This is a genomic window from Acinetobacter sp. CY79, from assembly GCF_059515845.1.
The window spans coordinates 65,406-91,925 of record NZ_JCAKMY010000009.1; the positions used below are offsets into that span (position 1 = coordinate 65,406).

Sequence of the window (26,520 nt, forward strand, 5' to 3'; positions counted from 1 at the left end):
CTTTAGTGGTTTTTAAATAGCTGAAATAAATAAACATATGTCGGAAATGCAGTGCACGTTACAAAAAAGTTCCTCGACCATCGGGTTGTTTGCACAAAAAAAACAGAAAGTGTGATATAAATCTCAAATATAGATAATAGCGTCTATCTTTTTATGTTTTTAAATTTAGAAAGATTGATAAAAATAAAATGTATAAGAGAGAAATGTACTATGCCGAACATCTCAGTCATATCTAAAGAGAGTCATCAGGTATTAGAGAATGTAAACTCTAGTAAAGTAGGACTTAACGAAAACTCTGTAGTTGTTGTTCAAGTTTCTAAAGATGACGTGGCTTCAATCACTCGTGAAAATAATAATGCATTAATAACTTTAAGAAACGGTGAAGTAATTGTTATTGAAAATTATTTCAATGCAGAATTTGCAGATAACAGTTTAGTTTTTCAAGATGAAAGTGGTCAGCTTTATTGGGTTAAATTTACCAATGCAGATGCCTCGATTGCTGAAACAATCTTATATTATCCGATTGAAGAAATTGAGCCATTGCTTTATTCAGATAACTTCGTAGGTGGAATTTTACCTTGGTTAGTCGGTGCTGGTGTAGCAGGTATTGCGGCAGCAGCTGGCGGTGGCGGTGATGGAGGAGGTTCTGAGCCTGTTATTCCTCCTGTTACAAAACCATCTGCATTGTTAGATGCGCCGAAAGTTTTCGATGACGTCGCTCCTCAAACTGGGTTGGTTGAGAATGGTCAATCTACGAACGATTCGCTCCCTACTCTTAGTGGGGCAGGTGCACAACCTGGGGCGATCGTTAAAGTATATGATGGCGATCAACTTATTGGTGAAACTTTTGCCAAAGAAGATGGTACATGGGAGTTGGAGCTTACAACGCCATTGAGCGATGGCCCGCATAATTTAACAGCAACTCAAACTGTTGATGATCTTGAAAGTGATAAGTCGCCTATAAGTGATTTTACTGTAGACACTAAAGCACCTGAAGTTTCTATTGATTCAATTGCTCCTACAAAAGACACGACTCCAGAAATCACAGGTACAACAGAACCAGGTGCAACTGTAGATGTTGTGATCAAAGATAAAGACGGCAAGCCTGTGGCACAAGGTCCAGCGATTGTTAATCCAGAAGATGGTACTTGGTCATTCACTCCGTCAACAGTATTACCGGAAGGTGAATACACAGTTGAAGCAACTGCAACTGATAAGGCAGGAAATCAGGCTACTACTGATGAGCCAGCTGTGCTTGTAGTTGATCCTGTTGATCCTGTTGATCCTGTTGATCCTGTTGATCCTGTTGATCCTGTTGATCCTGTTGATCCTGTTGATCCTGTAGTTGCGATTAATCCAATCGAGCTAACGAATGATTCAACTCCTGAAATTACAGGTAAAACTACTCCAGGCACAACAGTTTTTGTTACTGTGACTGATATAAATGGTAAAGTGGTTTCAGGTCCTGCGACTGTAAATGCAGATGGTACGTGGACATTCATGCCATCTGAGCCATTAGCTGAAGGTGAGCAAAAAGTTGTCGCTAAAGCAACAAGTAATACTGGTAAAACTGCGGAAGATACTGAAGATTTTACAGTAGATACGGTTCCTCCAGTTGTTGCAATTGATGATCTTCCACCAACAAAAGACACGACTCCAGAAATCACAGGTACAACTGAGCCAGGTGCGACTGTTGATGTTGTGATCAAAGACAAAGATGGCAATCCTGTAGCACAAGGTCCAGCGACGGTTAATCCAGACGGTTCTTGGACTTATACTCCGACGACTGAATTGCCAGAAGGCGAATACACAGTTGAAGCAACTGCGAAAGACCCTGCAGGTAATGAAGCAGCTGTTGATGCTCCAGTTGATCTAGTGATTGATACGACTGCACCAACAAATGTAACGATTGATCCAATTGATCTTACAAACGATGCAACACCAGAAATCACAGGTACGACTGAACCAGGTTCAACAGTACAAGTCACCATTACTGATGCTAACGGTAAAGTAGTTACTGGTCCTGCGACAGTAAATCCAGATGGCACTTGGACTTACACACCATCTGAAGATCTAGCAGAAGGTCAGCAAGATGTTGTTGCAGTTGCAACTGATAAAGCAGGCAACACTGCACAAGCAACAGAAGACTTTGTTGTAGACTTTAGTGGTCCTGATGTTTCAATCGATCCAATTGATGAAACCAACGACACGACTCCTGAAATCTCAGGTACAACTGAGCCAGGTTCGACTGTTGATGTTGTGATCAAAGACAAAGACGGCAACCCTGTAGCGACAGGTCCGGCAACTGTTAATCCAGATGGTTCTTGGTCATACACACCAACTGAAGCATTGCCAGAAGGTGAGTACACCGTTGAAGCAGTAGCCAAAGATGACAAAGGTAATCCTTCTGCACCTGCAGCTGAAAACTTCGAAGTGGATACGACTGGTCCAGTGGTTTCAATTGATCCGCTTGACGATACCAACGACACGACTCCTGAAATTTCAGGTACAACTGAGCCAGGTTCGACTGTCGATGTTGTGATCAAAGACAAAGATGGCAATCCAGTAGCGACAGGTCCAGCGACGGTTAATCCAGATGGGTCTTGGACTTATACTCCGACGACTGAATTACCAGAAGGCGAGTACACCGTTGAAGCAACTGCGAAAGATCCTGCAGGTAACGAAACTGATGCTGCTCCAGAAGAATTGGTGATTGATACCACTCCACCAATCATCGAAATTGATCCACCAGTGGAAACTAACGATACGACTCCTGAGTTAACAGGTAAAACTGAGCCAGGTTCGACTGTTGATGTTGTTGTTAAAGACAAAGATGGCAACCCTGTAGCACAAGGTCCAGCGACGGTTAATCCAGACGGTTCTTGGACTTATACTCCGACGACTGAATTACCAGAAGGCGAATACACAGTTGAAGCAACTGCGAAAGACCCTGCAGGTAATGAAACTGATGCTCCAGCAGAAGAGTTAGTGATTGATACAACACCTCCTGAAATCTCGATCGATCCTCCTATTACAACTAATGACTTAACACCAGAAATTACAGGTAAAACTGAACCAGGTTCAACAGTTGATGTTGTGATCAAAGATAAAGATGGAAACCCAGTTGTTGAAGGTACTGCGACTGTGAATCCAGATGGTTCTTGGACTTACACACCAACAGAAGAGCTACCAGAAGGTGAATATACAGTTGATGCAACTGCGAAAGACCCTGCTGGTAATGAGAAAAAAGAAGAAGGGATTGGTGGATTAGAAATCGATACAACACCTCCTGAAATTACTATTGATCCACCTGATAACGGCAGTGATGATGATGATGAATGGGTTGTTACCCAGCAATCAGCAGTCGCTGCAAAATTTGCAGCTTTCTCTTTGCAGTCCGTAGCTGCATCGGAAAAGCTCTTAAAAGCGGAGACGAGCGTGGCTTTCCATATAAAAAATCCAGAATACATATTTACTGGAAATACAAAAAATGATGTTGTAAGAGCCGAACTGGAAATCTTGGATAAAGATGGAAATGTGGTTTCTAAAGGACCTGCAACGACTTATGACTTAACAACTAATAAATGGTCGTATAACACAGGTGTTAAACTTGCAGACGGTGAATATACTTTAATTGCCCGTGGTTATGATAAAGCAGGTAATTTTAATACAGATTCTATTCAGGTTATCGTTGATACTGTTGCTCCTCTTGTAGAAGTAGTGGATTATGGTTTAACCAATGATCCGACTCCGACATTTAACGGAACCACAGAACCTGATGTTCAAATGGTTCGTGTAACTGTTAAAGATGAGGCAGGTCAAGTTGTTCAATCTGCAGTGATTACTCCAAATGCAGATGGTACTTGGTCTTATACTCCGACTGATCTAGTAGATGGTAAGTATACTGTAGAAGCGGTTGCGCGTGATTTGGCAGGTAACGTTACTCCTGTTCCAGATGTTGCTGGTGTAATTGTTGATACAACACCTCCACCAGTTGCGATTGATGATCGTGCGCCAACAAATGACACGACGCCTGAATTAACAGGTACAACTGAGCCCGGTGCGACAGTTGATGTTGTTGTTAAAGACAAAGATGGTAACCCTGTAGCACAAGGTCCAGCGACGGTTAATCCAGATGGTACTTGGACTTATACTCCGACAACTGAATTACCAGAAGGCGAGTACACAGTTGAAGCAACTGCGAAAGATCCTGCAGGTAATGAAGCAACTGTTGATGCTCCAGTTGATCTAGTAATTGATACTTCTGCTACAAGTGTAACGATTGATCCAATCGACCTTACCAATGATTCAACACCAGACATCACAGGTACCACTGAACCAGGTACAACAGTTGTTGTGACTGTAACTGATGTAAATGGTAAAGAAGTTAAAGGTCCTGCGACAGTAAATCCAGACGGTACTTGGACCTTCACACCATCTGAGCCTTTGGCTGAAGGTGAGCAGAAAGTTGTTGCGGTTTCAACTGACAAGGCGGGTAACACTGCTGATGCGAATGAAGACTTTGTTGTAGATACAGTTCCACCAGTGGTATCAATCAACCCAGTTGAAGAGACCAATGACACGACGCCTGAATTAACAGGTACAACTGAGCCCGGTGCGACAGTTGATGTTGTTGTTAAAGACAAAGATGGTAACCCTATAGCACAAGGTCCAGCGACGGTTAATCCAGATGGTACTTGGACTTATACTCCGACAACTGAATTACCAGAAGGCGAGTACACAGTTGAAGCAACTGCGAAAGATCCTGCAGGTAATGAAGCAACTGTTGATGCTCCAGTTGATCTCGTAATTGATACTTCTGCTACAAGTGTAACGATTGATCCAATCGACCTTACCAATGATTCAACACCAGACATCATAGGTACAACTGAACCAGGTACAACAGTTGTTGTTACTGTAACTGATGTAAATGGTAAAGAAGTTAAAGGTCCTGCGACAGTAAATCCAGACGGTACTTGGACCTTCACACCATTTGAGCCTTTGGCTGAAGGTGAGCAGAAAGTTGTTGCGGTTTCAACTGATAAGGCGGGTAACACTGCTGATGCGAATGAAGACTTTGTTGTAGATACAGTTCCACCAGTGGTATCAATCAACCCAGTTGAAGAGACCAATGACACGACGCCTGAATTAACAGGTACAACTGAGCCAGGTGCGACAGTTGATGTTGTGATCAAAGACAAAGATGGTAACCCTGTAGCACAAGGTCCAGCGACGGTTAATCCAGATGGTACTTGGACTTATACTCCAACAACTGAATTACCAGAAGGCGAATACACAGTTGAAGCAACTGCGAAAGACCCTGCAGGTAATGAAGCAACTGTTGATGCTCCAGTTGATCTAGTGATTGATACGACTGCACCAACGAATGTAACGATTGATCCAATTGATCTTACCAATGATTCAACGCCAGAAATCACAGGTACGACTGAACCAGGTTCAACAGTACAAGTCACCATTACTGATGAAAATGGTAAAGAAGTTAAAGGTCCTGCGACAGTAAATCCAGACGGTACTTGGACCTTCACACCATCTGAGCCTTTGGCTGAAGGTGAGCAGAAAGTTGTTGCGGTTTCAACTGATAAGGCGGGTAACACTGCTGATGCGAATGAAGACTTTGTTGTAGATACAGTTCCACCAGTGGTATCAATCAACCCAATTGAAGAGACCAATGACACGACGCCTGAATTAACAGGTACAACTGAGCCAGGTGCGACAGTTGATGTTGTTGTTAAAGACAAAGATGGTAACCCTGTAGCACAAGGTCCAGCGACGGTTAATCCAGACGGTTCTTGGACTTATACTCCAACAACTGAATTACCAGAAGGCGAGTACACAGTTGAAGCAACTGCGAAAGACCCTGCAGGTAATGAAGCAACTGTTGATGCTCCAGTTGACCTAGTGATCGATACTACTGTTCCTGTTGTGACTATTGATCCAATTGACGTAACCAATGATGCTACTCCAGACATCACAGGTACCACTGAACAAGGTACAACTGTTGACGTAATCGTTAAGGATGTAAATGGCAATCCAGTAGCACAAGGTCCAGCGACGGTTAATCCAGATGGTACTTGGACTTACACGCCAACGACTGATTTACCTGAAGGCGAATACACAGTTGAAGCAACTGCGAAAGATCCTGCTGGAAATACTGGTTCTGCAAATGATGACTTCACAGTAGATGTTGATGGTCCGGTTGTGACAATTGATCCGATAGACTCTACAAACGACACGACTCCAGAAATTTCAGGTACAACTGAGCCAGGTTCGACAGTTGATGTTGTGATCAAAGACAAAGACGGCAACCCTGTAGCACAAGGTCCAGCGACGGTTAATCCAGATGGTACTTGGACCTATACTCCGACGACTGAATTACCAGAAGGTGATTATACAGTTGAGGCTGTAGGTAAAGATTCTCTTGGTAATACAGGCGAACCAGCTACTGAAGAGTTTGATGTAGATACAACGTCGCCAATTGGTGTTTCAATTGATCCTGTAAATGATACAAATGACAATACACCAACCATTACGGGTAAAACAGAGCCAGGTACAACTGTTGTTGTGACTCTAACTGACGAAAATGGTAAAGAAGTTTCAGGCCCAGCGACTGTAAATGCAGATGGGTCGTGGACGTTTACTTCTGATGTTCTTACTGATGGTAAGCAAAATGTGGTTGCAGTTGCGACTGACAAAGCGGGTAACAAAGCACAAGCAATTGAAGACTTTATCGTTGATACGATTGGTCCAGACATTGATGTTTATCCAGTTTCTTTAACTGATGAAATCAATGACAAAACACCAGAATTTACAGGTAAAACTGAAGCTGGTGCAAAAGTTGACTTAGTTATTACTCATGTCCCAACAGGTTCAGTATTAACAGCAACTGTATATGCCGATGCTGAAGGTAACTTCAAATATGTACCATTCTTTGAAGCTCCAGAAGGCGACTACACAGTAACTGGTGTAGCGACTGATAAATTGGGTAACAAAGGTGCTCCAGATTCAGAAGAGTTCCGCGTTGATGTTACTCCTCCAACAAATGTATCTATCAATCCAATTGAAGATACAAACGACACAACACCAGAAATCACAGGTACAACAGAAGTTGGTTCTTCTGTACAAGTCACCATTACTGATGAAAATGGTAAAGTAGTTACTGGTCCTGCGACAGTAAATCCAGATGGTACTTGGACTTACACACCATCTGAAGATCTAGCAGAAGGTCAGCAAGATGTTGTTGCTGTTGCGACAGACAAGGCGGGTAACACTGCTCAGGCGGTTGAAGACTTCGAAGTTGACTTGGGTGGTCCGGATATCACAATCGATCCGATTGATTCTACAAATGACACAACGCCAGAAATCACAGGTACAACAGAACCAGATTCGACTGTTGATGTTATTGTAAAAGATGCTAATGGCAATCCTGTAGCACAAGGTCCTGCGACAGTTAATCCAGATGGTTCTTGGTCGTTCATTCCAACTGAAGCATTGCCAGAAGGTGAGTACACTGTTGAAGCAGTAGCGAAAGACAAACTTGGTAATCCATCAGATCCTGCAACTGAAGGCTTCGAAGTGGATACGACTTGTCCAGTAGTATCAATTGATCCAGTAGAAGTAACCAACGATACAACTCCGACAGTGACTGGTAAAACTGAACCGGATGCGACAGTTGATGTAGTGATCAAAGACAAAGATGGCAATCCAGTAGCGACAGGTCCTGCGACGGTTAATCCAGATGGATCTTGGACTTATACTCCAACAACTGAATTACCAGAAGGCGAATACACAGTTGAAGCAACTGCGAAAGATCCTGCTGGAAATGATACTGATGCAGAACCTGAACAGTTGGTAATCGATACAACTCCTCCTGTTATTACGATAGATGAAATTGATCCAACCAATGACACTACGCCTGAAATTAAAGGTACAACTGAGCCAGGTGCGACAGTAGATGTAGTCATCAAAGACAAAGATGGCAATCCTGTAGCACAAGGTCCAGCGACGGTTAATCCAGACGGTTCTTGGACTTATACTCCGACGACTGAATTGCCAGAAGGCGAATACACAGTTGAAGCAACTGCGAAAGACCCTGCAGGTAATGAAGCAGCTGTTGATGCTCCAGTTGATCTAGTGATTGATACGACTGCACCAACAAATGTAACGATTGATCCAATTGATCTTACAAACGATGCAACGCCAGAAATCACGGGTACGACTGAACCAGGTTCAACAGTACAAATCACCATTATTGATGAAAATGGTAAAGTAGTTACTGGTCCTGCGACAGTAAATCCAGATGGCACTTGGACTTACACACCATCTGAAGATCTAGCAGAAGGTCAGCAAGATGTTGTTGCAGTTGCGACAGACAAGGCTGGAAATACAGCTGATGCTAAAGAAGACTTCGTTGTAGACTTTAGTGGTCCTGATGTTTCAATCGATCCGATTGATGAAACCAACGACACGACTCCTGAAATTTCAGGTACAACTGAGCCAGGTTCGACTGTCGATGTTGTGATCAAAGACAAAGATGGCAATCCAGTAGCGACAGGTCCGGCAACTGTTAATCCAGATGGTTCTTGGTCATACACGCCAACTGAAGCATTGCCAGAAGGTGAGTACACCGTTGAAGCAGTAGCGAAAGACAATCAGGGTAACCCATCAGAACCTGCAACTGAAGGCTTCGAAGTGGATACGACTGGCCCAGTGGTATCAATTGATCCGCTTGACGATACCAACGACACGACTCCTGAAATTTCAGGTAAAACTGAGCCAGGTTCGACTGTCGATGTTGTGATCAAAGACAAAGATGGCAATCCAGTAGCGACAGGTCCAGCGACGGTTAATCCAGATGGGTCTTGGACTTATACTCCGACGACTGAATTACCAGAAGGCGAGTACACCGTTGAAGCAACTGCGAAAGATCCTGCAGGTAACGAAACTGATGCTGCTCCAGAAGAATTGGTGATTGATACCACTCCACCAGTGATCACAATTGATCCGCCAGTGGAAACTAACGATACGACTCCTGAGTTAACAGGTACAACTGAGCCAGGTTCGACTGTTGATGTTGTTGTTAAAGACAAAGATGGTAACCCTGTAGCACAAGGTCCAGCGACGGTTAATCCAGACGGTTCTTGGACTTATACTCCGACGACTGAATTACCAGAAGGCGAATACACAGTTGAAGCAACTGCGAAAGATCCTGCAGGTAATGAAGCAACTGTTGATGCTCCAGTTGATCTAGTGATTGATACGACTGCACCAACAAATGTAACGATTGATCCAATTGATCTTACAAACGATGCAACGCCAGAAATCACGGGTACGACTGAACCAGGTTCAACAGTACAAATCACCATTACTGATGAAAATGGTAAAGTAGTTACTGGTCCTGCGACAGTAAATCCAGATGGTACTTGGACTTACACACCATCTGAAGATCTAGCAGAAGGTCAGCAAGATGTTGTTGCAGTTGCGACAGACAAGGCTGGAAATACAGCTGATGCTAAAGAAGACTTCGTTGTAGACTTTAGTGGTCCAGCAATCTCGATCGATCCGATTGATGAAACCAACGACACGACTCCTGAAATCTCAGGTACAACTGAGCCAGGTTCGACTGTTGATGTTGTGATCAAAGACAAAGATGGCAATCCAGTAGCGACAGGTCCGGCAACTGTTAATCCAGATGGTTCTTGGTCATACACACCAACTGAAGCATTGCCAGAAGGTGAGTACACCGTTGAAGCAGTAGCGAAAGACAATCAGGGTAACCCATCAGAACCTGCAACTGAAGGCTTCGAAGTGGATACAACTGGCCCAGTGGTTTCAATTGATCCGCTTGACGATACCAACGACACGACTCCTGAAATTTCAGGTAAAACTGAGCCAGGTTCGACTGTCGATGTTGTGATCAAAGACAAAGATGGCAATCCAGTAGCGACAGGTCCTGCAACGGTTAATCCAGATGGATCTTGGACTTATACACCAACGACTGAATTACCAGAAGGCGAGTACACCGTTGAAGCAACTGCGAAAGATCCTGCAGGAAATGAAACTGATGCTGCACCAGAAGAGCTAGTGATTGATACCACTCCACCAGTGATCACAATTGATCCACCAGTGGAAACTAACGATACGACTCCTGAGTTAACAGGTAAAACTGAGCCAGGTGCAACTGTCGATGTTGTTGTTAAAGACAAAGATGGCAATCCAGTAGCGACAGGTCCAGCGACGGTTAATCCAGACGGTTCTTGGACTTATACTCCGACGACTGAATTACCAGAAGGCGAATACACAGTTGAAGCAACTGCGAAAGACCCTGCAGGTAATGAAACTGATGCTCCAGCAGAAGAGTTAGTGATTGATACCACTCCACCAGTGATCACAATTGATCCACCAGTGGAAACCAACGATACAACTCCTGAGTTGACTGGTCAGGTAGAACCAGGCTTGACTGTTGATGTTGTGATCAAAGACAAAGATGGCAATCCAGTAGCGACAGGTCCAGCGACGGTTAATCCAGATGGTTCTTGGACTTACACACCAACAGAAGAGTTGCCAGAAGGTGAATACACGATTGAAGCAACTGCAAAAGATCCTGCAGGTAACGAAACTGATGCTCCAGCAGAAGAGTTAGTGATCGATACAACGCCACCAGTGATCACAATTGATCCACCAGTGGAAACTAACGATACGACTCCTGAGTTAACAGGTAAGACTGAGCCAGGTTCAACAGTTGATGTTGTGATCAAAGATAAAGATGGAAACCCAGTTGTTGAAGGTACTGCGACTGTTAATCCAGATGGTTCTTGGACTTACACACCAACAGAAGAGCTACCAGAAGGCGAATATACAGTTGATGCAACTGCGAAAGACCCTGCTGGTAATGAACAGCCTACAGGTCCAGTTGATTTAGTTGTTGATACTACAGCACCAGAAATCACGATTGACCCAATTGGTGATGCACAAAATAATGCAACGAATAATCAACAGCACCCGATTACAGGTACTGGTGAACCAGGTACGACAGTAACATTAACGATTGTTGGTACTAAGTTCGGTTATAAAGAGGAAGGTATTCAAGTCACTGTGGGGCAAGATGGCAAGTGGAATTATGTACCACCTGTGAAATTGGCTGAAGATATCTACCTTGTTACAGGTGTGCCTTCTGATGCAGCTGGTAATGTGGGTACAGCGAAATCTGAAAACTTCGAGGTTGACATTACACCACCTGTGATCACAATCGATCCACCAGATAATGGTGATGATGATGATTGGTGGAATACTTTCAGCGCGCCAGCGACTGTAGCAGAACCTGCGATTGCACCTGCAATGTTGGCTGCTCCAATGATGGCTCGTATGGCATTCTCTGCACCGATTGTGGAAGAAAACACGCCTGTTGTTGAACAAACTGTTACAGAGAAGCCTGTTGATGAAACAGTAGCATTTGCTGCACCAATGATGGCCCGCATGGCATTCTCTGCACCAGTTGTGGAAGAAAGTACATCTGTTATTGAAGAAATTGCTACAGAAATATCTGTAGATGCAACTGAAACATTTGCAGCACCTATGATGGCTTCTATGGCATTCTCTGCACCAGTTGTGGAAGAGCCAGTTGTGGAAGAGCCAGTTGTGGTATCTTTCCAAGCGACTTCATTATCTGGCAGTGCACTTAACAACGCATTGAATTTAGTGGGTAATGCAGTTTCGTCTGAACCACAGTACTTCGTCAAAAATAAACAGCCTACCTTCACGGGTGTGTTGATGGATGGAGCGATAGCTGTAGATGTCGTTATTCTTCGTGATACGGATGGTAACTTCATTGAAAGTGGTCCAGCTATTATCATTGATGGTAACCGTTGGTCTTATGCAGTTCAGAATCCACTGGAAGATGGTGTATATCAAATCGAAGCCGTTGGTCGTGACTTGAGCAGCAACCCTAGTCAACCAGTTTCGATAGTATTTGAAATTGATACAGTCCTTCCAGTTGTAGAGATCTTCGATTCTGAACCTACAAATGATGTGACTCCGACAATTACTGGTGTAACTTCTGAACCACGCGGTACTGTAGATGTCGTTATTATTCAAAATGGCGCATTGGTAGACAGAGGTAGTGCAACTGTAGATCCTGTTACAGGTCATTGGAGCTTCACAACTAATGTTGATTTAGCTGACGGTAAATATGATGTACAAGCTTTAGCGAAAGATAAAGCGGGTAACTCATCGCGTGACTCAAATACTGTAACTATTGATATTGTTGCACCAGATGCACCTACAGGTGCGTTCAACGAAGATGGTTCAGTACTTGAAGGTACTGCTCAAGCTGGTTCTACAGTGACTTATAAAGGTCCGAATGGTGAAATCCTGACGACTCAAGCTGATGAATCAACTGGTTCATTCAAGTTTGAATTCAATCCAGCAATTGACCAAGGTCAACAAGTGACATTAACAGCGACTGACGTTGGTGGTACTTCAGGTCCAACTTTAGTTACTGCTCCTTATGTAACGCACAACAACCCAGCTGATGATGTAGCTCAAGCATTTATTGACTACGATCACCCTGTCACTGAGCGTTTCATTGACAATGCAATTTGCTATAGCTGGAAGTTTGGTGTTTTAGGCTTTGTTCTTGGTCGTGATAGTGGTAGCACTACTTTCGAAATCGGCAAGGGTAAACATGCTGATATCGAATTACAGATCAAAACAGGTTCATTGAAAGCGATCTTTGATCAAGTTAACTTGGTACTGTCTAAGTACAATCCGAGCACAGGAACTTGGGAAAAAGTTGCTTCAAATACTGATTCAGGTTTGTTTGATTTCCTTGGCTTCTTCGGTGAAAAAGCAAAAGTCAAAGTAAATGACCTTGAAGCTGGAAAATATCGTATCGATATGGAAAGCTGGAGTGCGATCACCAAGTTTGGTTATGTTGAAACTGACATCGTTATTCGTGAAGTAGACTCTAACTTTAAAGTTGAAGTTTCTGACATCACTGATGCAAGTGGCAATGTATTAGCAAACGATGTACTTGACGGTACTTCTAAGCTAACTGATGTTAATGGTGTAGCTGTAACCGAGGCTGGCGTTACTATTAATGGTAACCATGGCACATTGACTATCAAAGCTGATGGTTCTTATGTGTACAAGCCAAGCGCTGATTTGACGAACATTGGTAAGACAGAAGTGTTTGAATACACAATCACCGATGCTAATGATAAGACAACGACTGCTGACTTAATTGTTCAAATTGGTACGAATTCTGGTATTGATTTAACATGGGATCCTACAGATCCAGCTAAACCAGCAACGACTAACTTATCTGTTTCAGATGATGTGAATTCTGCACAAACTGTTGTTGAGAAAGCTCAAGACTGTGTTCAATCACTAGTATGTGGTTCTGCTTGTTCTGCGGCTTATTACAGTGGTAAGAAAGTTGATGGCGTAAGCAAACTTGCGATTCAAACATTGGCTGAAGGTACGACTGCGAAGATTGCAATTAAGTCTGCGTTAGCTTGCAGTCAGACGATTACTGGTGACAAGTTCAGTTACCAAGTTCAGTACAAAGATAGCTCTGGTAAGTGGGTAAATGCTTCTGGCGCTGGTGCATCTGGTTCAGTCATTGGTAACGGTTACAAATATGCAGGAACTGCATTGTTTAATACGTCGTACCAAGCAGATAGCGCGTTGTCTAAACAATGGCAAGTCGTGTTTACAACTTCAGAAGCTAACTATAGCCATTGGGGTTCGAACTCAACGATGATCTACACGTATGTTCAAGCGACAGTTTCAAGCGATAAACTTGTAACTGAAGGCGTGAATAAAGCAGTTGGTAACGTGATTACTGATGACACTGGTTTCGGTGCTGATAAATTGGCAAGTAAAGATGACCAATTGTTTGTTAAGAATCCAAACACAGGTAATTTCGAACTTGCTAAGGGTGATGTAATCAGTGTTGCTGCTGGAAAATTAGTCTTGAATCAAGATGGTAGCTATGTATTTACGCCTGCTGCGAATATAACAACGGCAGATGTTGAGTTTGAATACAAGTTAGTTGCTCCAAATGGTGTTGAGAAATCAGCAACATTGACAATCGATTTAGGTAAAGCGTTTGTTTCTTCAGCTGCGAATGACACAGTCGCGCTAGGTGAAGGTGCAGATAAGATTATCTTCAATCTATTGAATGCATCTGAGAAGACTGGTGGTAATGGTCACGATACTTGGACTGATTTCAAAGTTGAAAGCAATGACAAGATCGATATCTCTAAATTGTTACAAGATGACGTAACTGATCAAAATATCGACAAATACGTTTCAGTGAACAAAGTAGGTAACGATACTGTTGTCAGCATCGACCGTGATGGTTCAGGTACTAACTTCTCGAAAGCAGATCTTATTACCTTGAAAAATACAGATACAACACTTCAAGATCTATTGAACAACAACCACTTGTTGTACTAATAGTCTGCTAGTGTGAATTAAAAAAGAGGATCTTCGGATCCTCTTTTTTTCGTCCGAAGAAATTAATAAATTATGGATGAGCATGAAAGAATAGTTTCAATCATAATTTTTGAATAGGGAATAGGGAATAGGGAATAGGGAATAGGGAATAGGGAATAGGGAATAGGGAATAGGGAATAGGGAATAGGGAATAGGGAATAGGGAATAGGGAATAGGGAATAGGGAATAGGGAATAGGGAATAGGGAATAGGGAATAGGGAATAGGGAATAGCTTTTATAGAGATTTAAATTCACGAGACCAAAGTTGATCTCGTGAACAACGATATTATTTGACAGTACTTAAAAATTTTAAATACGCTTTCACAAGTGGCTGCTCTTGTTCAAGCAGGGGCATGTGTCCAACACCTTTTAAGATAATCGGTTCTTGAGCATTCTTGAGTAAACTTTTTAATTCAGTCGCAGCTTCGACATTGATAATTTGATCTTTTTCTCCCCAAACGATGAGCGTGGGTTGATCTATCGATCTTGCTGCAATCGCAAAAGTATCGGGTGTGAATGATTTAGACATTAAAATAAGCTGTTCAATTAATTTTGATGTATTTACAGCATTTGAGATCATCAACTTTTCTTGTTCGACCTTAAGTTCATTCGGAATAAAAGGTGGAAGTTGCGCTGCAATTTTAAAGAGACGATCAAAATCACCAGGTTTAGCGACAACAAAATTACGAAGCAAATTGGGATCTTTAAGATAAGGAGTATTCGCTGATTTGAATACACCTGCTGAATTGACTAAGAAAAGTGATTTTGTGTCAATCGGATATTGAGCCGCATAAAGCAGTGAAATAGCACCTCCCATGGAGTGACCAGCAATATGTAAATCTTTTTCAACTTGAATCGCTTCGGCAAAACGACGCAACTTTTCTGTTAAATTGGGAATTGAATAATCAAAATCATTCGGTGCTTTACTATCACCTTGACCAGGTAAATCAGGAATGATGACTTGATAATGCGGTGTTAAATATCGCGCAACACGATTCCAATTGTCACGACTCCCTGCAAGCCCGTGAACTAACATAATCACGGGTTTACCTTTTGCTCCACCTTCGCTATATGCCCATTCGATATCACCAACTTTCACGCGCTTGGTTTGCATACCAGCCCAAGTTCGTTCTTGTTGTAAAACACTTTGGATGTTAATAGAAGGTGCGGCAGAGGTCGTAGTAGGAACAGTCAATATGGATAATGAGCCTAATGCGATCGATGAAGACAGCAAAATATGTTGAAAAGTCCTTTTCATTTTTCTACTCGTTTTAGGTGATTTTAGGTGAGGTTGCAAAATGCTATTTTTGAAATTTTTATTCTAATTTTCAGAGTAAAATAGCAATTCTAAAAATGCATTTGCCTAATGCCTATTGAATATTAAATTTAGGTCAATTTATGTACATTAAATCTAATGAACTGATGTCTAAAACGGATACTCCAATGGCTGAGTCTCTTCAAAGCTCAAGCGATGAGCTTGCGATCATGATTTTGAACGTCGTTTCGAATATTCCATTGGGTAAGGTTGCCAGTTATGGACAGGTTGCAGTACTCGCTGGATTGCCAAGGCATGCACGATTGGTTGGGAAAGTGCTGAGCCGAATGGATGATACGAGTGATGTGCCATGGCATCGGGTGATTAATGCTCAAGGAAGAATTAGCCTAAGCCGATTAGATGATCATGGCTTTAATGAACAACAGACTCGATTGTTAAGTGAAGGTGTTGTGATAAAAAATGGCAAAATAAATTTTAAAGATTTTGGTTGGGTCATCTAATTATTGTACTTTCACAGTGAATTTAAATGCTTCTAAGTAAAAACACCCCATTCACTATCGGATGAGGTGTTTTAATTTAACTCTGATAAACTTATTGTTTTACAACAAAAACAGGTACTTTGGATTCAGTAATTAGACTTTGTGCTACGCTACCCATCAATAGTTTTTTGAGTCCACTACGACCATGAGAGCTGAGTACAATCAGATCAACATTAAGTTCGTCGACAGCTTTGATAATCGTACGTGAAATACTTTCACCTTCTAACAGTTTAGTTTCAGCTGTAACGCCTTGTGCTTCAAATTGTGCTTTTGCCGCTTCAATGTTTGATTGAATGAATTCACGTGCACGTTCAATCATGGCATTGGTTTGTCCCGCAGATAAATATTCTGCTGCGATATAAGGATCGAGTGTCATTACTTCTACGATGGTCACTTTGCTGTTAAATGCTTTAGCTAGTTCAGCCGCATGTTTTATAACGCTTAGCGCGAGTTCTGAACCGTCTACTGGTACAAGTATGTTTTGGTAAGCCATGTCAATCTCCTTATCACCGTTATGAAATTCATTTCAAGCGAAATGAAAAATGTTCTTTCAACTTGATCATATACTGTATTAATCCAGAATAAAACCTAGTAATTACATAGGTTTTTTTATTAAAATCATTGAGTTATTAATTTTTAAGTATTTAATTACAATAAGTATGGATGATTTAACTAGGAGTAGTCTATTCATATGGTGTTCTGTAATAAGATAGGATTAACAAAATTTTTAAAAAAAAGAAAAGATGAAAATCTTAATAAAAATATATATTTTTCTAATCTTTAATTTAGCTATTAGTAACGTTTACGCAGACGCTAAAATACGTGCTCAACCCTTAATTGAAAGTCATATAGGGGGTCAGACTGTTATTTTAATTTGTGAGCAATTAGGAATTAGGTGCATTAGTGATAAAACTAAATTATATCGTGTCAAAGGCTCAACTGAGCCATATTATTATCTAATTGATCCTGCCCCGAGTCTTTTTAAATTACATAAATTGAGCGATAAATTCACGTTATTAGATCAATGGAAATTTAAAGATTATAAGCATTCTCATGATAGTACAGGAGATGAGGAAGGACTTCATAGAACAAGTATTAAAATCTATCCAGCTTTGTATCCATTAAACAAAACTGAATTTTCAATTGCAATCATTGATGATTGGTTTGTTGGTTATTCAGGTGGAGGTAGGAGTGAGCAATATGCAGATTTCATTAAATTATCTAGTAATGGAGAATATAAATTGGCGATAGCTGATCAACTTTTTTATTCTTCAGAAATGATTCGCGCATGTTTCTCAGAAAAAGATTATCAGATAGTCATCCATTGCCATGATGAATCAGGAACGTTATTAAGTATTAAATTTCAAGATATTGGTCAAAAGTATTACCAATGGATTTTTAATTATACAGATTATAATTGGCCGTCAAATGTACCAGAAACGCAGAAAAAAACGAAAAAATATTCAACGACTATTATTCCATTCCGTGATTTAAAATAGATAAATATTTAACCATTGAATCAACATCATCTGTCTGCAACTGCTCACGCATTTTTAAAAACTGCTTTTCATCTAAGTCATATAATTTTAACGAAAGCAGTTTTTCTATTTCTTCTTCAGAAAAACGATATTTAATAATTTTTGCCGGTACACCACCGACCACAGCATAAGGTGGGACATCTTTGGTCACCACAGCACCTGTCGCAACTACAGCACCTTCACCAAGTGTGACACCTTGCATAATCATAGCGCGAGAGCCAATCCAACAACCATCACCAATAATCGTATCGCCCACAGGTACAAAGCTACGTGTGTCAAAAGGAAACGCTGAAATCCAATCGGTACGATGAAGTTGATTGCCACCCATCATAATCACACATTCAGCCCCAAAACATACAAAGTTCCCAATATACAGCTGATCAATTGGCTTTTCAGGTGTGGATTGCTTGTCATGTAAGTAACGAACCACACAACGCTCAAATCCCTGATCCCAATATGCAGAGTAGTAACTGTAATTGCCCTTGATATGAATATTCGGGTTTTTGACAGTTTTGGAAATGAATTCGAATTCACACCAATGTTTAACAGGGGAGTTGATGAGGTTTTGAGTCATAAGAGTGTTAATTAAAAGATCATTTGAATTATATATTAGTTGTTAACTTTCATAAATTTTTTAAAATTATTTAGTTTTGTAAATAATAAAACGAAAAATGTTTTGATTAACAGTTTTAAAAGCATAAATATTGAGCTGATTAATTTTAATTTTTTTAGAGATAAAATTATGATTATTTTCATCATAACGACTTTTATTGATAGTTTTTACTAAATTGCTTATTGTTTTTTGATGATCTTGTTTTATATCATCATTCAGAATGTTAATTAGATGACTTAGAGTAAGTAGATCTTTCGGATTTGGATTTCCAAAAATATCAAAATAAATTTCTTCTAAATCATTTTTCTTGCCATAACGTAGACTAATAAGAAATTTTGTATAAGTTGAAGAGTTCTTAGTTAATAAGTATTCAGCTTCGAAGTTGTTGAATTGAATATTATGTTTTAAAAGAGGATCAAGGGTTTCGAGTTTTTTCCAGATACTTTCAGAGCTTAGATTATTCGCTAAAAGAATCTTTTTTTTTATCAGCAGAGATTTCTGCATACGCTGGATGTGTATCCATTATTGGCTGGCAAACATCTTCTGTGCAAGAATCATTATTGATGTTGTTGCAAGCTGATAAAGAGAATAGGATTAAAATTATTATTATTTTCATTGTTATAAAAAAGGGCTGAATAATCAGCCCTTAGTGTATTAGATGTATGCAACTTTCACAATTTCGTATTCCACTTCACCTTGAGGTGTTGTGATTTTGGCTTCATCGCCTTCGCTTTTACCCAAGAGACCACGAGCAATAGGAGAGTTCACAGAGATTTTATTGATCTTAAAGTCAGCTTCATCGTCGCCAACGATCATGTATGTCTTTTGCTCTTCAGTGTCTAAGTTTTCAATCGTCACTGTCACACCGAAAACCACGCGACCATTTTGCTCAAGATCTTTTACGTCGATCAACTGAGCTGCACCCAATTTACCTTCGATATCTTGAATACGGCCTTCACAGAAACCCTGTTGCTCACGCGCAGCATGGTATTCTGCATTTTCTTTCAAATCCCCGTGTTCACGCGCTTCAGCAATTGCTGCAGTAATACGTGGACGATCAATCGTTTTCAATTGATGTAATTCTTTTTCCAAAGCTTCTTTGCCTTGGGGAGTCATAGGATAACGTTGCATTGTTGTCCCTCAATTAATGTATTTAGTCAAAATACTGAGTCTATAAATGAAAAAAAGCCCGCCACCGATAAGGTGACGGGTCTTATCGGATCGGGTATTAACCTACGCTTAAATCTTGCAAGCGATAAACATCCATTGGTAATTTAATAGCTAAAGCCTGGCATACTGCATCAGCACCATTCAATGTCGTTGTGTAATACACTTTGCCTTGAAGGGCAGAACGACGAATCGAGAATGAATCTTGCTGAGCTCGTTTACCTTCAGTTGTATTAATAATGAGGTGAATTTCGCCATTTTTCAAGCGGTCCACAATATTTGGACGACCTTCAGTGACTTTATTTACACGTTCACATTCAATACCAGCCGCATTGATGACATCAAAAGTACCACCAGTTGCGATAACTTTAAAGCCATATTCAACAAGTTGTTTCGCAATACCAACAACACGAGGTTTATCAGAGTCACGAACAGAGATAAATGCGTGTTTGATTTCGCCTTCAGTCGGTAGACCAGGTAAACGATCGTTCGCACCTAAAACTGCTTTGTAGAATGCTTCACCGAAAGTTTTACCTACGCCCATCACTTCACCTGTAGATTTCATCTCAGGCCCAAGAACTGGGTCTACACCCGGGAACTTGTTGAATGGGAATACCGCTTCTTTCACAGAGAAGTGAGTTGGGATAATCTCTTTTGTGAATCCTTGAGATTCTAAAGATTGACCCGCCATACAACGTGCAGCTACTTTCGCTAAAGACTCACCGATACACTTAGATACGAACGGTACAGTACGTGATGCACGTGGGTTCACTTCTAAGATGTAAACGTCAGTGCCTTTAACCGCAAACTGTACGTTCATCAAACCGATTACGCCAAGCTCTTTTGCCATAGCGATGGTTTGACGACGCATTTCGTCCTGTACTTCATTAGACAATGAGTAAGGAGGAATCGAACATGCTGAGTCACCTGAGTGAATACCCGCTTGTTCAATATGTTGCATGATGCCGCCGATCACAACGTCTTTACCGTCAGATACGCAGTCCACGTCAACTTCGATCGCGTCATCTAAGAAACGGTCAAGAAGAACAGGTGCTTCGTTAGATGCTTGAACTGCATCACGTAAGTAGCGTTTTAATTCCTCATCGTTGTACACGATTTCCATCGCACGACCACCAAGTACATATGATGGACGAACAACCAATGGATAACCTACTTTCGCAGCTTCAGCCATACCTTCTTCAGCAGATTTTACGATGCTGTTGTTTGGTTGGCGAAGTTGTAAACGTTGAATCATTTGTTGGAAACGTTCACGGTCTTCTGCACGGTCAATTGCGTCAGGAGATGTACCGATAATTGGGGCACCCGCTTCTTCTAAAGCACGCGCCAATTTCAAAGGTGTTTGACCACCGTACTGAACGATGATGCCTTTAGGCTTTTCGATACGTACAATTTCTAAAACATCTTCAAGCGTAATTGGTTCGAAGTACAAACGATCTGATGTGTCGTAATCTGTTGAAACCGTTTCAGGGTTACAGTTAACCATGATGGTCTCATAGCCATCTTCACGCATTGCAAGAGCCGCGTGTACACAGCAATAATCGAACTCGATACCTTGACCAATACGGTTAGGACCGCCACCGATCACCATGATCTTGTCACGTGTTGATGGGTTCGCTTCACACTCTTCGTCGTAAGTTGAGTACATGTATGCTGTATCAGATTCGAATTCAGCTGCACAGGTATCAACACGTTTGTAAACTGGTGTTACGCCCAAGTTCCAACGGTGTTTACGGAATTGCTTTTGTGAAATGCCCATCAAGTCTGCAATACGAAGATCTGATAAACCTTTACGCTTAAATGCACGGATGTTGTCGGCATTTAAATCACCAAAACCTAAAGTTTTGATTTCATTTTCAGTTTTAACGATGTCTTCGATTTGGATCAGGAACCATTTATCGATATTGGTTGCAGCAAAAACTTCATCTAAAGTAAAGCCATGACGGAACGCGTCAGCAATAAACCAAATACGATCTGGTCCTGGAACTTTAAGCTCAACCAAGATTTTTTCACGCGCGCCTTCAGTACCCACTTCGATTTTTGGATCAAAGCCAGATGCACCCACTTCTAAACCACGAAGTGCTTTTTGCATAGACTCTTGGAAGTTACGACCAATCGCCATCACTTCGCCCACAGATTTCATCTGAGTGGTCAAAGTTGCGTCAGCTTGTGGGAATTTCTCGAAGTTAAAGCGAGGAATTTTCGTGACTACGTAGTCAATCGCAGGCTCAAATGACGCAGGTGTTGTACCGCCCGTGATGTCATTCTTCAATTCATCAAGCGTATAACCTACAGCCAATTTCGCTGCGATTTTTGCAATTGGGAAACCAGTCGCTTTAGATGCTAGGGCAGAAGAACGAGAAACACGTGGGTTCATCTCGATTACAACCATACGACCAGTTTTCGGGCAAATACCGAACTGAACGTTAGAACCGCCTGTTTCTACACCAATTTCACGAAGTACAGCTAAAGACGCATTACGTAGTAATTGGAATTCTTTGTCTGTCAGCGTTTGAGCAGGAGCAACCGTGATTGAGTCACCTGTATGCACGCCCATTGGGTCAAAGTTTTCAATGGTACATACAATGATACAGTTGTCGTTTTTGTCACGAACAACTTCCATTTCGTATTCTTTCCAACCAATTAAAGATTCATCGATCAATAATTGTTTAGTCGGAGAAAGATCGAAACCACGTTCACAAATCTCGATGAATTCTTCGCGGTTGTAAGCGATACCGCCACCTGAACCACCCATCGTGAATGATGGACGAATGATTACAGGAAAGCCGAAACGTGCTTGAATCGCTAATGCTTCTTCCATTGACTCAGCAATGTCAGCTTTCGGGCATTCAAGACCAATTTTACGCATGGCTTGGTCAAAAAGTTTACGATCTTCAGCTTTCTCAATCGCTTCTTTAGATGCGCCAATCAATTCAACATTGTATTTTTCTAAAATGCCGTTTGCGTCTAACGCAAGGGCACAGTTCAATGCAGTTTGACCACCCATTGTCGGAAGAACAGCATCTGGACGTTCTTTCTCAATGATTGCAGCAACAGTTTGCCACGTAATCGGTTCGATATACGTTGCATCTGCCATGGTCGGGTCAGTCATAATGGTTGCAGGGTTAGAGTTAACCAAAATAACGCGGTAACCCTCTTCACGCAACGCTTTACACGCTTGAGCACCTGAGTAATCGAACTCACATGCTTGACCGATGACAATCGGACCTGCACCAATAATTAAGATGCTTTTAATATCTGTACGTTTAGCCATGATCGCTTCCTTAATTACTTCTTAGATGCTTCGATAAGTTCGATGAAATGATCGAACAACGGTGCGCAGTCATGTGGGCCAGGGCTTGCTTCTGGGTGACCTTGGAAACTGAACGCAGGTTTGTCAGTACGATGAATCCCTTGAAGGGTTTGATCGAACAAAGACTTGTGCGTTGCTTTCAAGTTTGCAGGTAAAGTATCTGCATCTACAGCGAAGCCGTGGTTTTGAGAAGTAATCATCACTATGCCAGTTTCAATATTCTGCACAGGATGGTTGGCACCATGATGGCCGTGAGGCATTTTCACAGTTTTAGCGCCACTTGCTAAAGCGAGGATTTGATGACCCAAGCAAATACCGAAAACAGGGATGTTGCGAGCATCTTCAACAATTGTTTTTACAGCTTCAATTGCGTAGTCACATGCAGCTGGATCGCCAGGGCCGTTCGACAAGAACACGCCATCTGGATTCAACGCAAGCACGTCAGCAGCAGGAGTTTGTGCAGGAACAACAGTCAATTTACAACCGCGATCTGCAAGCATACGTAAGATGTTGGTTTTGACACCGTAATCGTATGCAACCACATGGAATTTAAGTTCAGGTTGAGAGAAACCTTGACCAAGCGTCCAAGAACCGGTCGTCCATTCAAAACCTTCAGGGTCACAGCACTCTTTTGCAAGATCTAGACCGTTTAACCCACCAAATGCACGTGCTTTTTCTAAAGCTTCTTCAGCTGTGATATTTTCGCCAGCAAGGATACAACCGTTCTGCGCGCCTTTATCACGTAAAATACGTGTTAACTTACGTGTGTCAATATCAGCAATTGCTACAACATTATGTTGTTCTAAGTATTCACCTAATGATTGTGTAGCGCGGAAGTTGCTGTGCAATAAAGGAAGGTCACGGATAATTAATCCATTCGCCCATACTTTATGAATGCGACCTGATTCAGCATCTTCGTCATTACAACCTGTATTACCGATATGTGGGTAAGTTAAAGTCACAAGTTGTTGTGCATAACTCGGGTCAGTCAAAATTTCTTGATAGCCAGTCATGGCAGTGTTGAAAACGACTTCACCAGTCGTACTACCCGATGCACCAATAGAAGTACCTTTAAAGATAGTTCCGTCGGCAAGGGCTAAAATTGCTGGGGTGCTCAAACCAAAGCTCCTGAAATTTAGGCTGTAAAAAAGCGAGAAGACGAAAAAAAAGGAAGGCTATTTTTTTAACCAACCCTCCTATGTCTGCTCGCTTGAACTTAACACGGCATTATACGGACTAAGACGACTAAAGTCCATTTAAATTGCACTGATTTAGGTAGATATATGACTTGTAATTTAAAACAAAGTCTGCTTTTTATTCATGATAGAAAAAGTATTAAACACAAGAATTGCTCAATAATTCAAAAGTTAAGTTTTATCAATGAGATCGCAAGACTGACTATTAATAACTGACTAGTTGCTAAATATTTTTCTACTGATGATATCTAAATCATTCAGAATGGAAGAGGCATTCAAACGCACATTAATATCTCAATATACCTATAAGTAGAATACTCATGGAGAGATTTTAATCAGGGTTTTCTTGCTTTTAAATCGGGGTGTAGAACAGATTTTGATGAATTCAATGAATTAATCTTTGGGGTGATTTCTGGCCTTAAACTAGAACAGGTATTTGATGATTGTTTTAAAATAGTGTCATAACCTTGCGAGTGTTCGGATATGCGGATAATCAAACTCTTATAAGGAAGGAAACTAAAAAGGGAGCAATAAAAAAGTGAGGGTTAAGCCTCACTTTTAAATTTATCTAACACAATATGCATATTAGAACGTATGTAGCCAATCACGTTTATTGTGAAAGTCAGCAGTCGGGCTACTATGCTGCATCGCATAATAATGTATACCTTTAGCTGTTTTGAATACTGCGGTTAAGCCAATAAAGAGATGATCCCACTTTAATTTATGGGCTAACATGAACTCTGTTAAATCTAAACTCACATTTAAACCATAGTGAGTTTTTTTAGATTGATTGAGCTCAATATCATAAGCTGCTTGAGGAGGCATAACTTCAGGATAAAGATATTCCTCAAATTGATACACTTGCCATGCTTCGGAAGGGGAGAGATTAATTTCGCGATAATAATCTTCGCCTTTAACACCGATAAATATTTCAAAACAGGTGTTTTCCCAAAGGAAATCTTGTCGCGGATTGCCAGCAACCATGGGTGGGAATTCAATCATTTGATTGGGGTCACGAACCCAATAACCGACATTAAGGGTAAAAGCATTTGCTTGTTCAATAGCGCCAACCAGATAGATATCTTGAAAACGATCAAAAGAACTTAATTCATAACTCGCCATGCAATAACCGCTCTAAATGATTAGTTAGATAAATGTGCGTGACGAACAAGGTTTGACAATTTTGCATTTTGTTTTGGCGCTTTTTTATAAAGCAAAACAATTTTACCAATTGTTTGAACTGTTTCAGCAGCAGTTACTTGTGCGATTTCAGTAATCAAAGCAGCACGAGCTTCGCGGTCTTCAGCAACCACTTTAACTTTGATTAGTTCGTGATCATTTAAAGCGCGATTCGTTTCTTCGATCACATTCTCTGTTAGGCCTTGACCGCCAATCATAACCACAGGATTAAGTGCATGTCCGATTTGACGCAAACGCTTGCGTTCCTGAATAGATAAAGCCGCCATAAAAAATAACCTAAATTTGAAAACGGCTAAGTATAGCAAATACCAACTTCAAACGCTTTAAATTCTGTAGAAATTATCGATAAAGCTGATTTGAAAAAACATGTTAATCAAGATTAATTAGATACAGATCGCTACTGCAAGGCTTTAAAATTTCACGTACAATTAAAAGTTATATATTAATATGTATTTAAAGAGTTATGGCGACGCGCATTACCAATCAAAAGTTATCAAAAAGTAGTCGAGACTGGATGAGAGAACATCTAGATGATCCTTTTGTAAAAAGAGCGCAAAAGGAAGGCTATCGTGCTCGAGCGGCTTATAAGCTTTTGGAAATGCAAGAAAAGTACAAGCTGATTAAGCCTGGTATGGTGGTGGTTGACTTGGGGGCTGCACCAGGAAGTTGGTCTCAGATCGCGGGTAAATTGGTAGGTGATAAAGGTATTGTGATTGCATCTGATATTTTACATATGGATGCTTTACCAGATGTAACCTTTCTACAAGGTGACTTTCGAGAAGAAGAAGTATTTGAAAAATTGTTAAATCTTTTAGATGGACGCCAAGTAGACGTTGTAATTTCAGATATGGCCCCCAATACATCTGGTAACAAGGCTGTAGATCAACCGCGCCAAATTTATTTGTGTGAATTGGCTTTGGATTTTGCCAACAAAGTATTGGGACCTAAGGGTCAATTTGTGGTAAAAGTTTTCCAAGGCACTGGTTTTGATGAATTTCGTAAGCAAGTTGTTGATAGTTTTGCTGTATTAAAAACATCTAAACCTGCTGCTTCACGTGCGCGTTCGAAAGAAGTTTTTTTAATTGGACAGGGCCGTAAAAAGAAATAGCGTTAAAAGTCTACTTGCCAAGTAGGAAAAAAGTG

The 26,520-nt window shown here is 41.1% G+C and carries 13 protein-coding genes; 4 read left to right on the forward strand and 9 right to left on the reverse strand.

Annotated elements, in window-relative coordinates; all coding sequences use genetic code 11:
* Window positions 1–210 precede the first annotated feature (210 nt).
* Entirely contained in the window at window positions 211–14,478 is a 14,268-nt protein-coding gene (locus tag AC5YCE_RS05075) for a BapA/Bap/LapF family large adhesin (protein WP_496171289.1), read from the forward strand.
* A 325-nt stretch (window positions 14,479–14,803) separates the two neighbouring features.
* Here the strand turns inward: AC5YCE_RS05075 and AC5YCE_RS05080 are convergent, their stop codons facing one another.
* Entirely contained in the window at window positions 14,804–15,775 is a 972-nt protein-coding gene (locus tag AC5YCE_RS05080; protein ID WP_496171290.1) for an alpha/beta fold hydrolase, read from the reverse strand.
* A gap of 185 nt (window positions 15,776–15,960) precedes the next feature.
* Between AC5YCE_RS05080 and AC5YCE_RS05085 the strand changes: the two genes are divergently transcribed.
* The gene (locus AC5YCE_RS05085; RefSeq protein ID WP_496171310.1) at window positions 15,961–16,293 is read left to right on the forward strand and encodes an MGMT family protein; all 333 of its coding nucleotides are present in this window, start codon (window positions 15,961–15,963) and stop codon (window positions 16,291–16,293) included.
* 91 nt (window positions 16,294–16,384) lie between these two features.
* Here AC5YCE_RS05085 and AC5YCE_RS05090 read toward each other — a convergent pair whose 3' ends face one another.
* Window positions 16,385–16,825 (reverse strand): universal stress protein, encoded by a 441-nt coding sequence (locus AC5YCE_RS05090; RefSeq protein WP_496127024.1) that lies wholly within the window; start codon window positions 16,823–16,825, stop codon window positions 16,385–16,387.
* Between the two features lie 250 nt (window positions 16,826–17,075).
* Between AC5YCE_RS05090 and AC5YCE_RS05095 the strand changes: the two genes are divergently transcribed.
* Window positions 17,076–17,831: a hypothetical protein gene (locus AC5YCE_RS05095; RefSeq protein ID WP_496171291.1), complete on the forward strand. Its 756-nt coding sequence runs from the start codon at window positions 17,076–17,078 to the stop codon at window positions 17,829–17,831.
* Here the strand turns inward: AC5YCE_RS05095 and AC5YCE_RS05100 are convergent.
* The 7 genes from AC5YCE_RS05100 to yhbY form a co-directional block, all read right to left on the reverse strand.
* Window positions 17,806–18,444, reverse strand: a complete 639-nt coding sequence (locus AC5YCE_RS05100; RefSeq protein ID WP_496171292.1) for a CatB-related O-acetyltransferase — start codon at window positions 18,442–18,444, stop codon at window positions 17,806–17,808. The two genes, AC5YCE_RS05095 and AC5YCE_RS05100, sit on opposite strands and share 26 nt — an antisense overlap.
* Window positions 18,445–18,510: 66 nt before the next feature.
* Window positions 18,511–18,987, reverse strand: coding sequence for a hypothetical protein (locus AC5YCE_RS05105; RefSeq protein ID WP_496171293.1), 477 nt, complete (start codon window positions 18,985–18,987; stop codon window positions 18,511–18,513).
* 150 nt (window positions 18,988–19,137) lie between these two features.
* Window positions 19,138–19,614: a transcription elongation factor GreA gene (greA, locus tag AC5YCE_RS05110; protein ID WP_496127020.1), complete on the reverse strand. Its 477-nt coding sequence runs from the start codon at window positions 19,612–19,614 to the stop codon at window positions 19,138–19,140.
* A 97-nt stretch (window positions 19,615–19,711) separates the two neighbouring features.
* Window positions 19,712–22,942: a carbamoyl-phosphate synthase large subunit gene (gene carB, locus AC5YCE_RS05115; protein ID WP_496171294.1), complete on the reverse strand. Its 3,231-nt coding sequence runs from the start codon at window positions 22,940–22,942 to the stop codon at window positions 19,712–19,714.
* Between the two features lie 14 nt (window positions 22,943–22,956).
* Window positions 22,957–24,099, reverse strand: coding sequence for a glutamine-hydrolyzing carbamoyl-phosphate synthase small subunit (gene carA, locus AC5YCE_RS05120; protein WP_496171295.1), 1,143 nt, complete (start codon window positions 24,097–24,099; stop codon window positions 22,957–22,959).
* Between the two features lie 663 nt (window positions 24,100–24,762).
* The gene (locus AC5YCE_RS05125) at window positions 24,763–25,299 is read right to left on the reverse strand and encodes a DOMON-like domain-containing protein (protein WP_496171296.1); all 537 of its coding nucleotides are present in this window, start codon (window positions 25,297–25,299) and stop codon (window positions 24,763–24,765) included.
* 20 nt (window positions 25,300–25,319) lie between these two features.
* On the reverse strand, window positions 25,320–25,643 hold the full coding sequence (gene yhbY / locus AC5YCE_RS05130; protein ID WP_496171297.1) for a ribosome assembly RNA-binding protein YhbY: 324 nt from the start codon (window positions 25,641–25,643) through the stop codon (window positions 25,320–25,322).
* A 197-nt stretch (window positions 25,644–25,840) separates the two neighbouring features.
* Here yhbY and rlmE point away from each other — a divergent pair, with 197 nt between their 5' ends.
* Entirely contained in the window at window positions 25,841–26,485 is a 645-nt protein-coding gene (rlmE, locus tag AC5YCE_RS05135) for a 23S rRNA (uridine(2552)-2'-O)-methyltransferase RlmE (RefSeq protein WP_496127015.1), read from the forward strand.
* The last annotated feature ends 35 nt before the right edge of the window (window positions 26,486–26,520 follow it).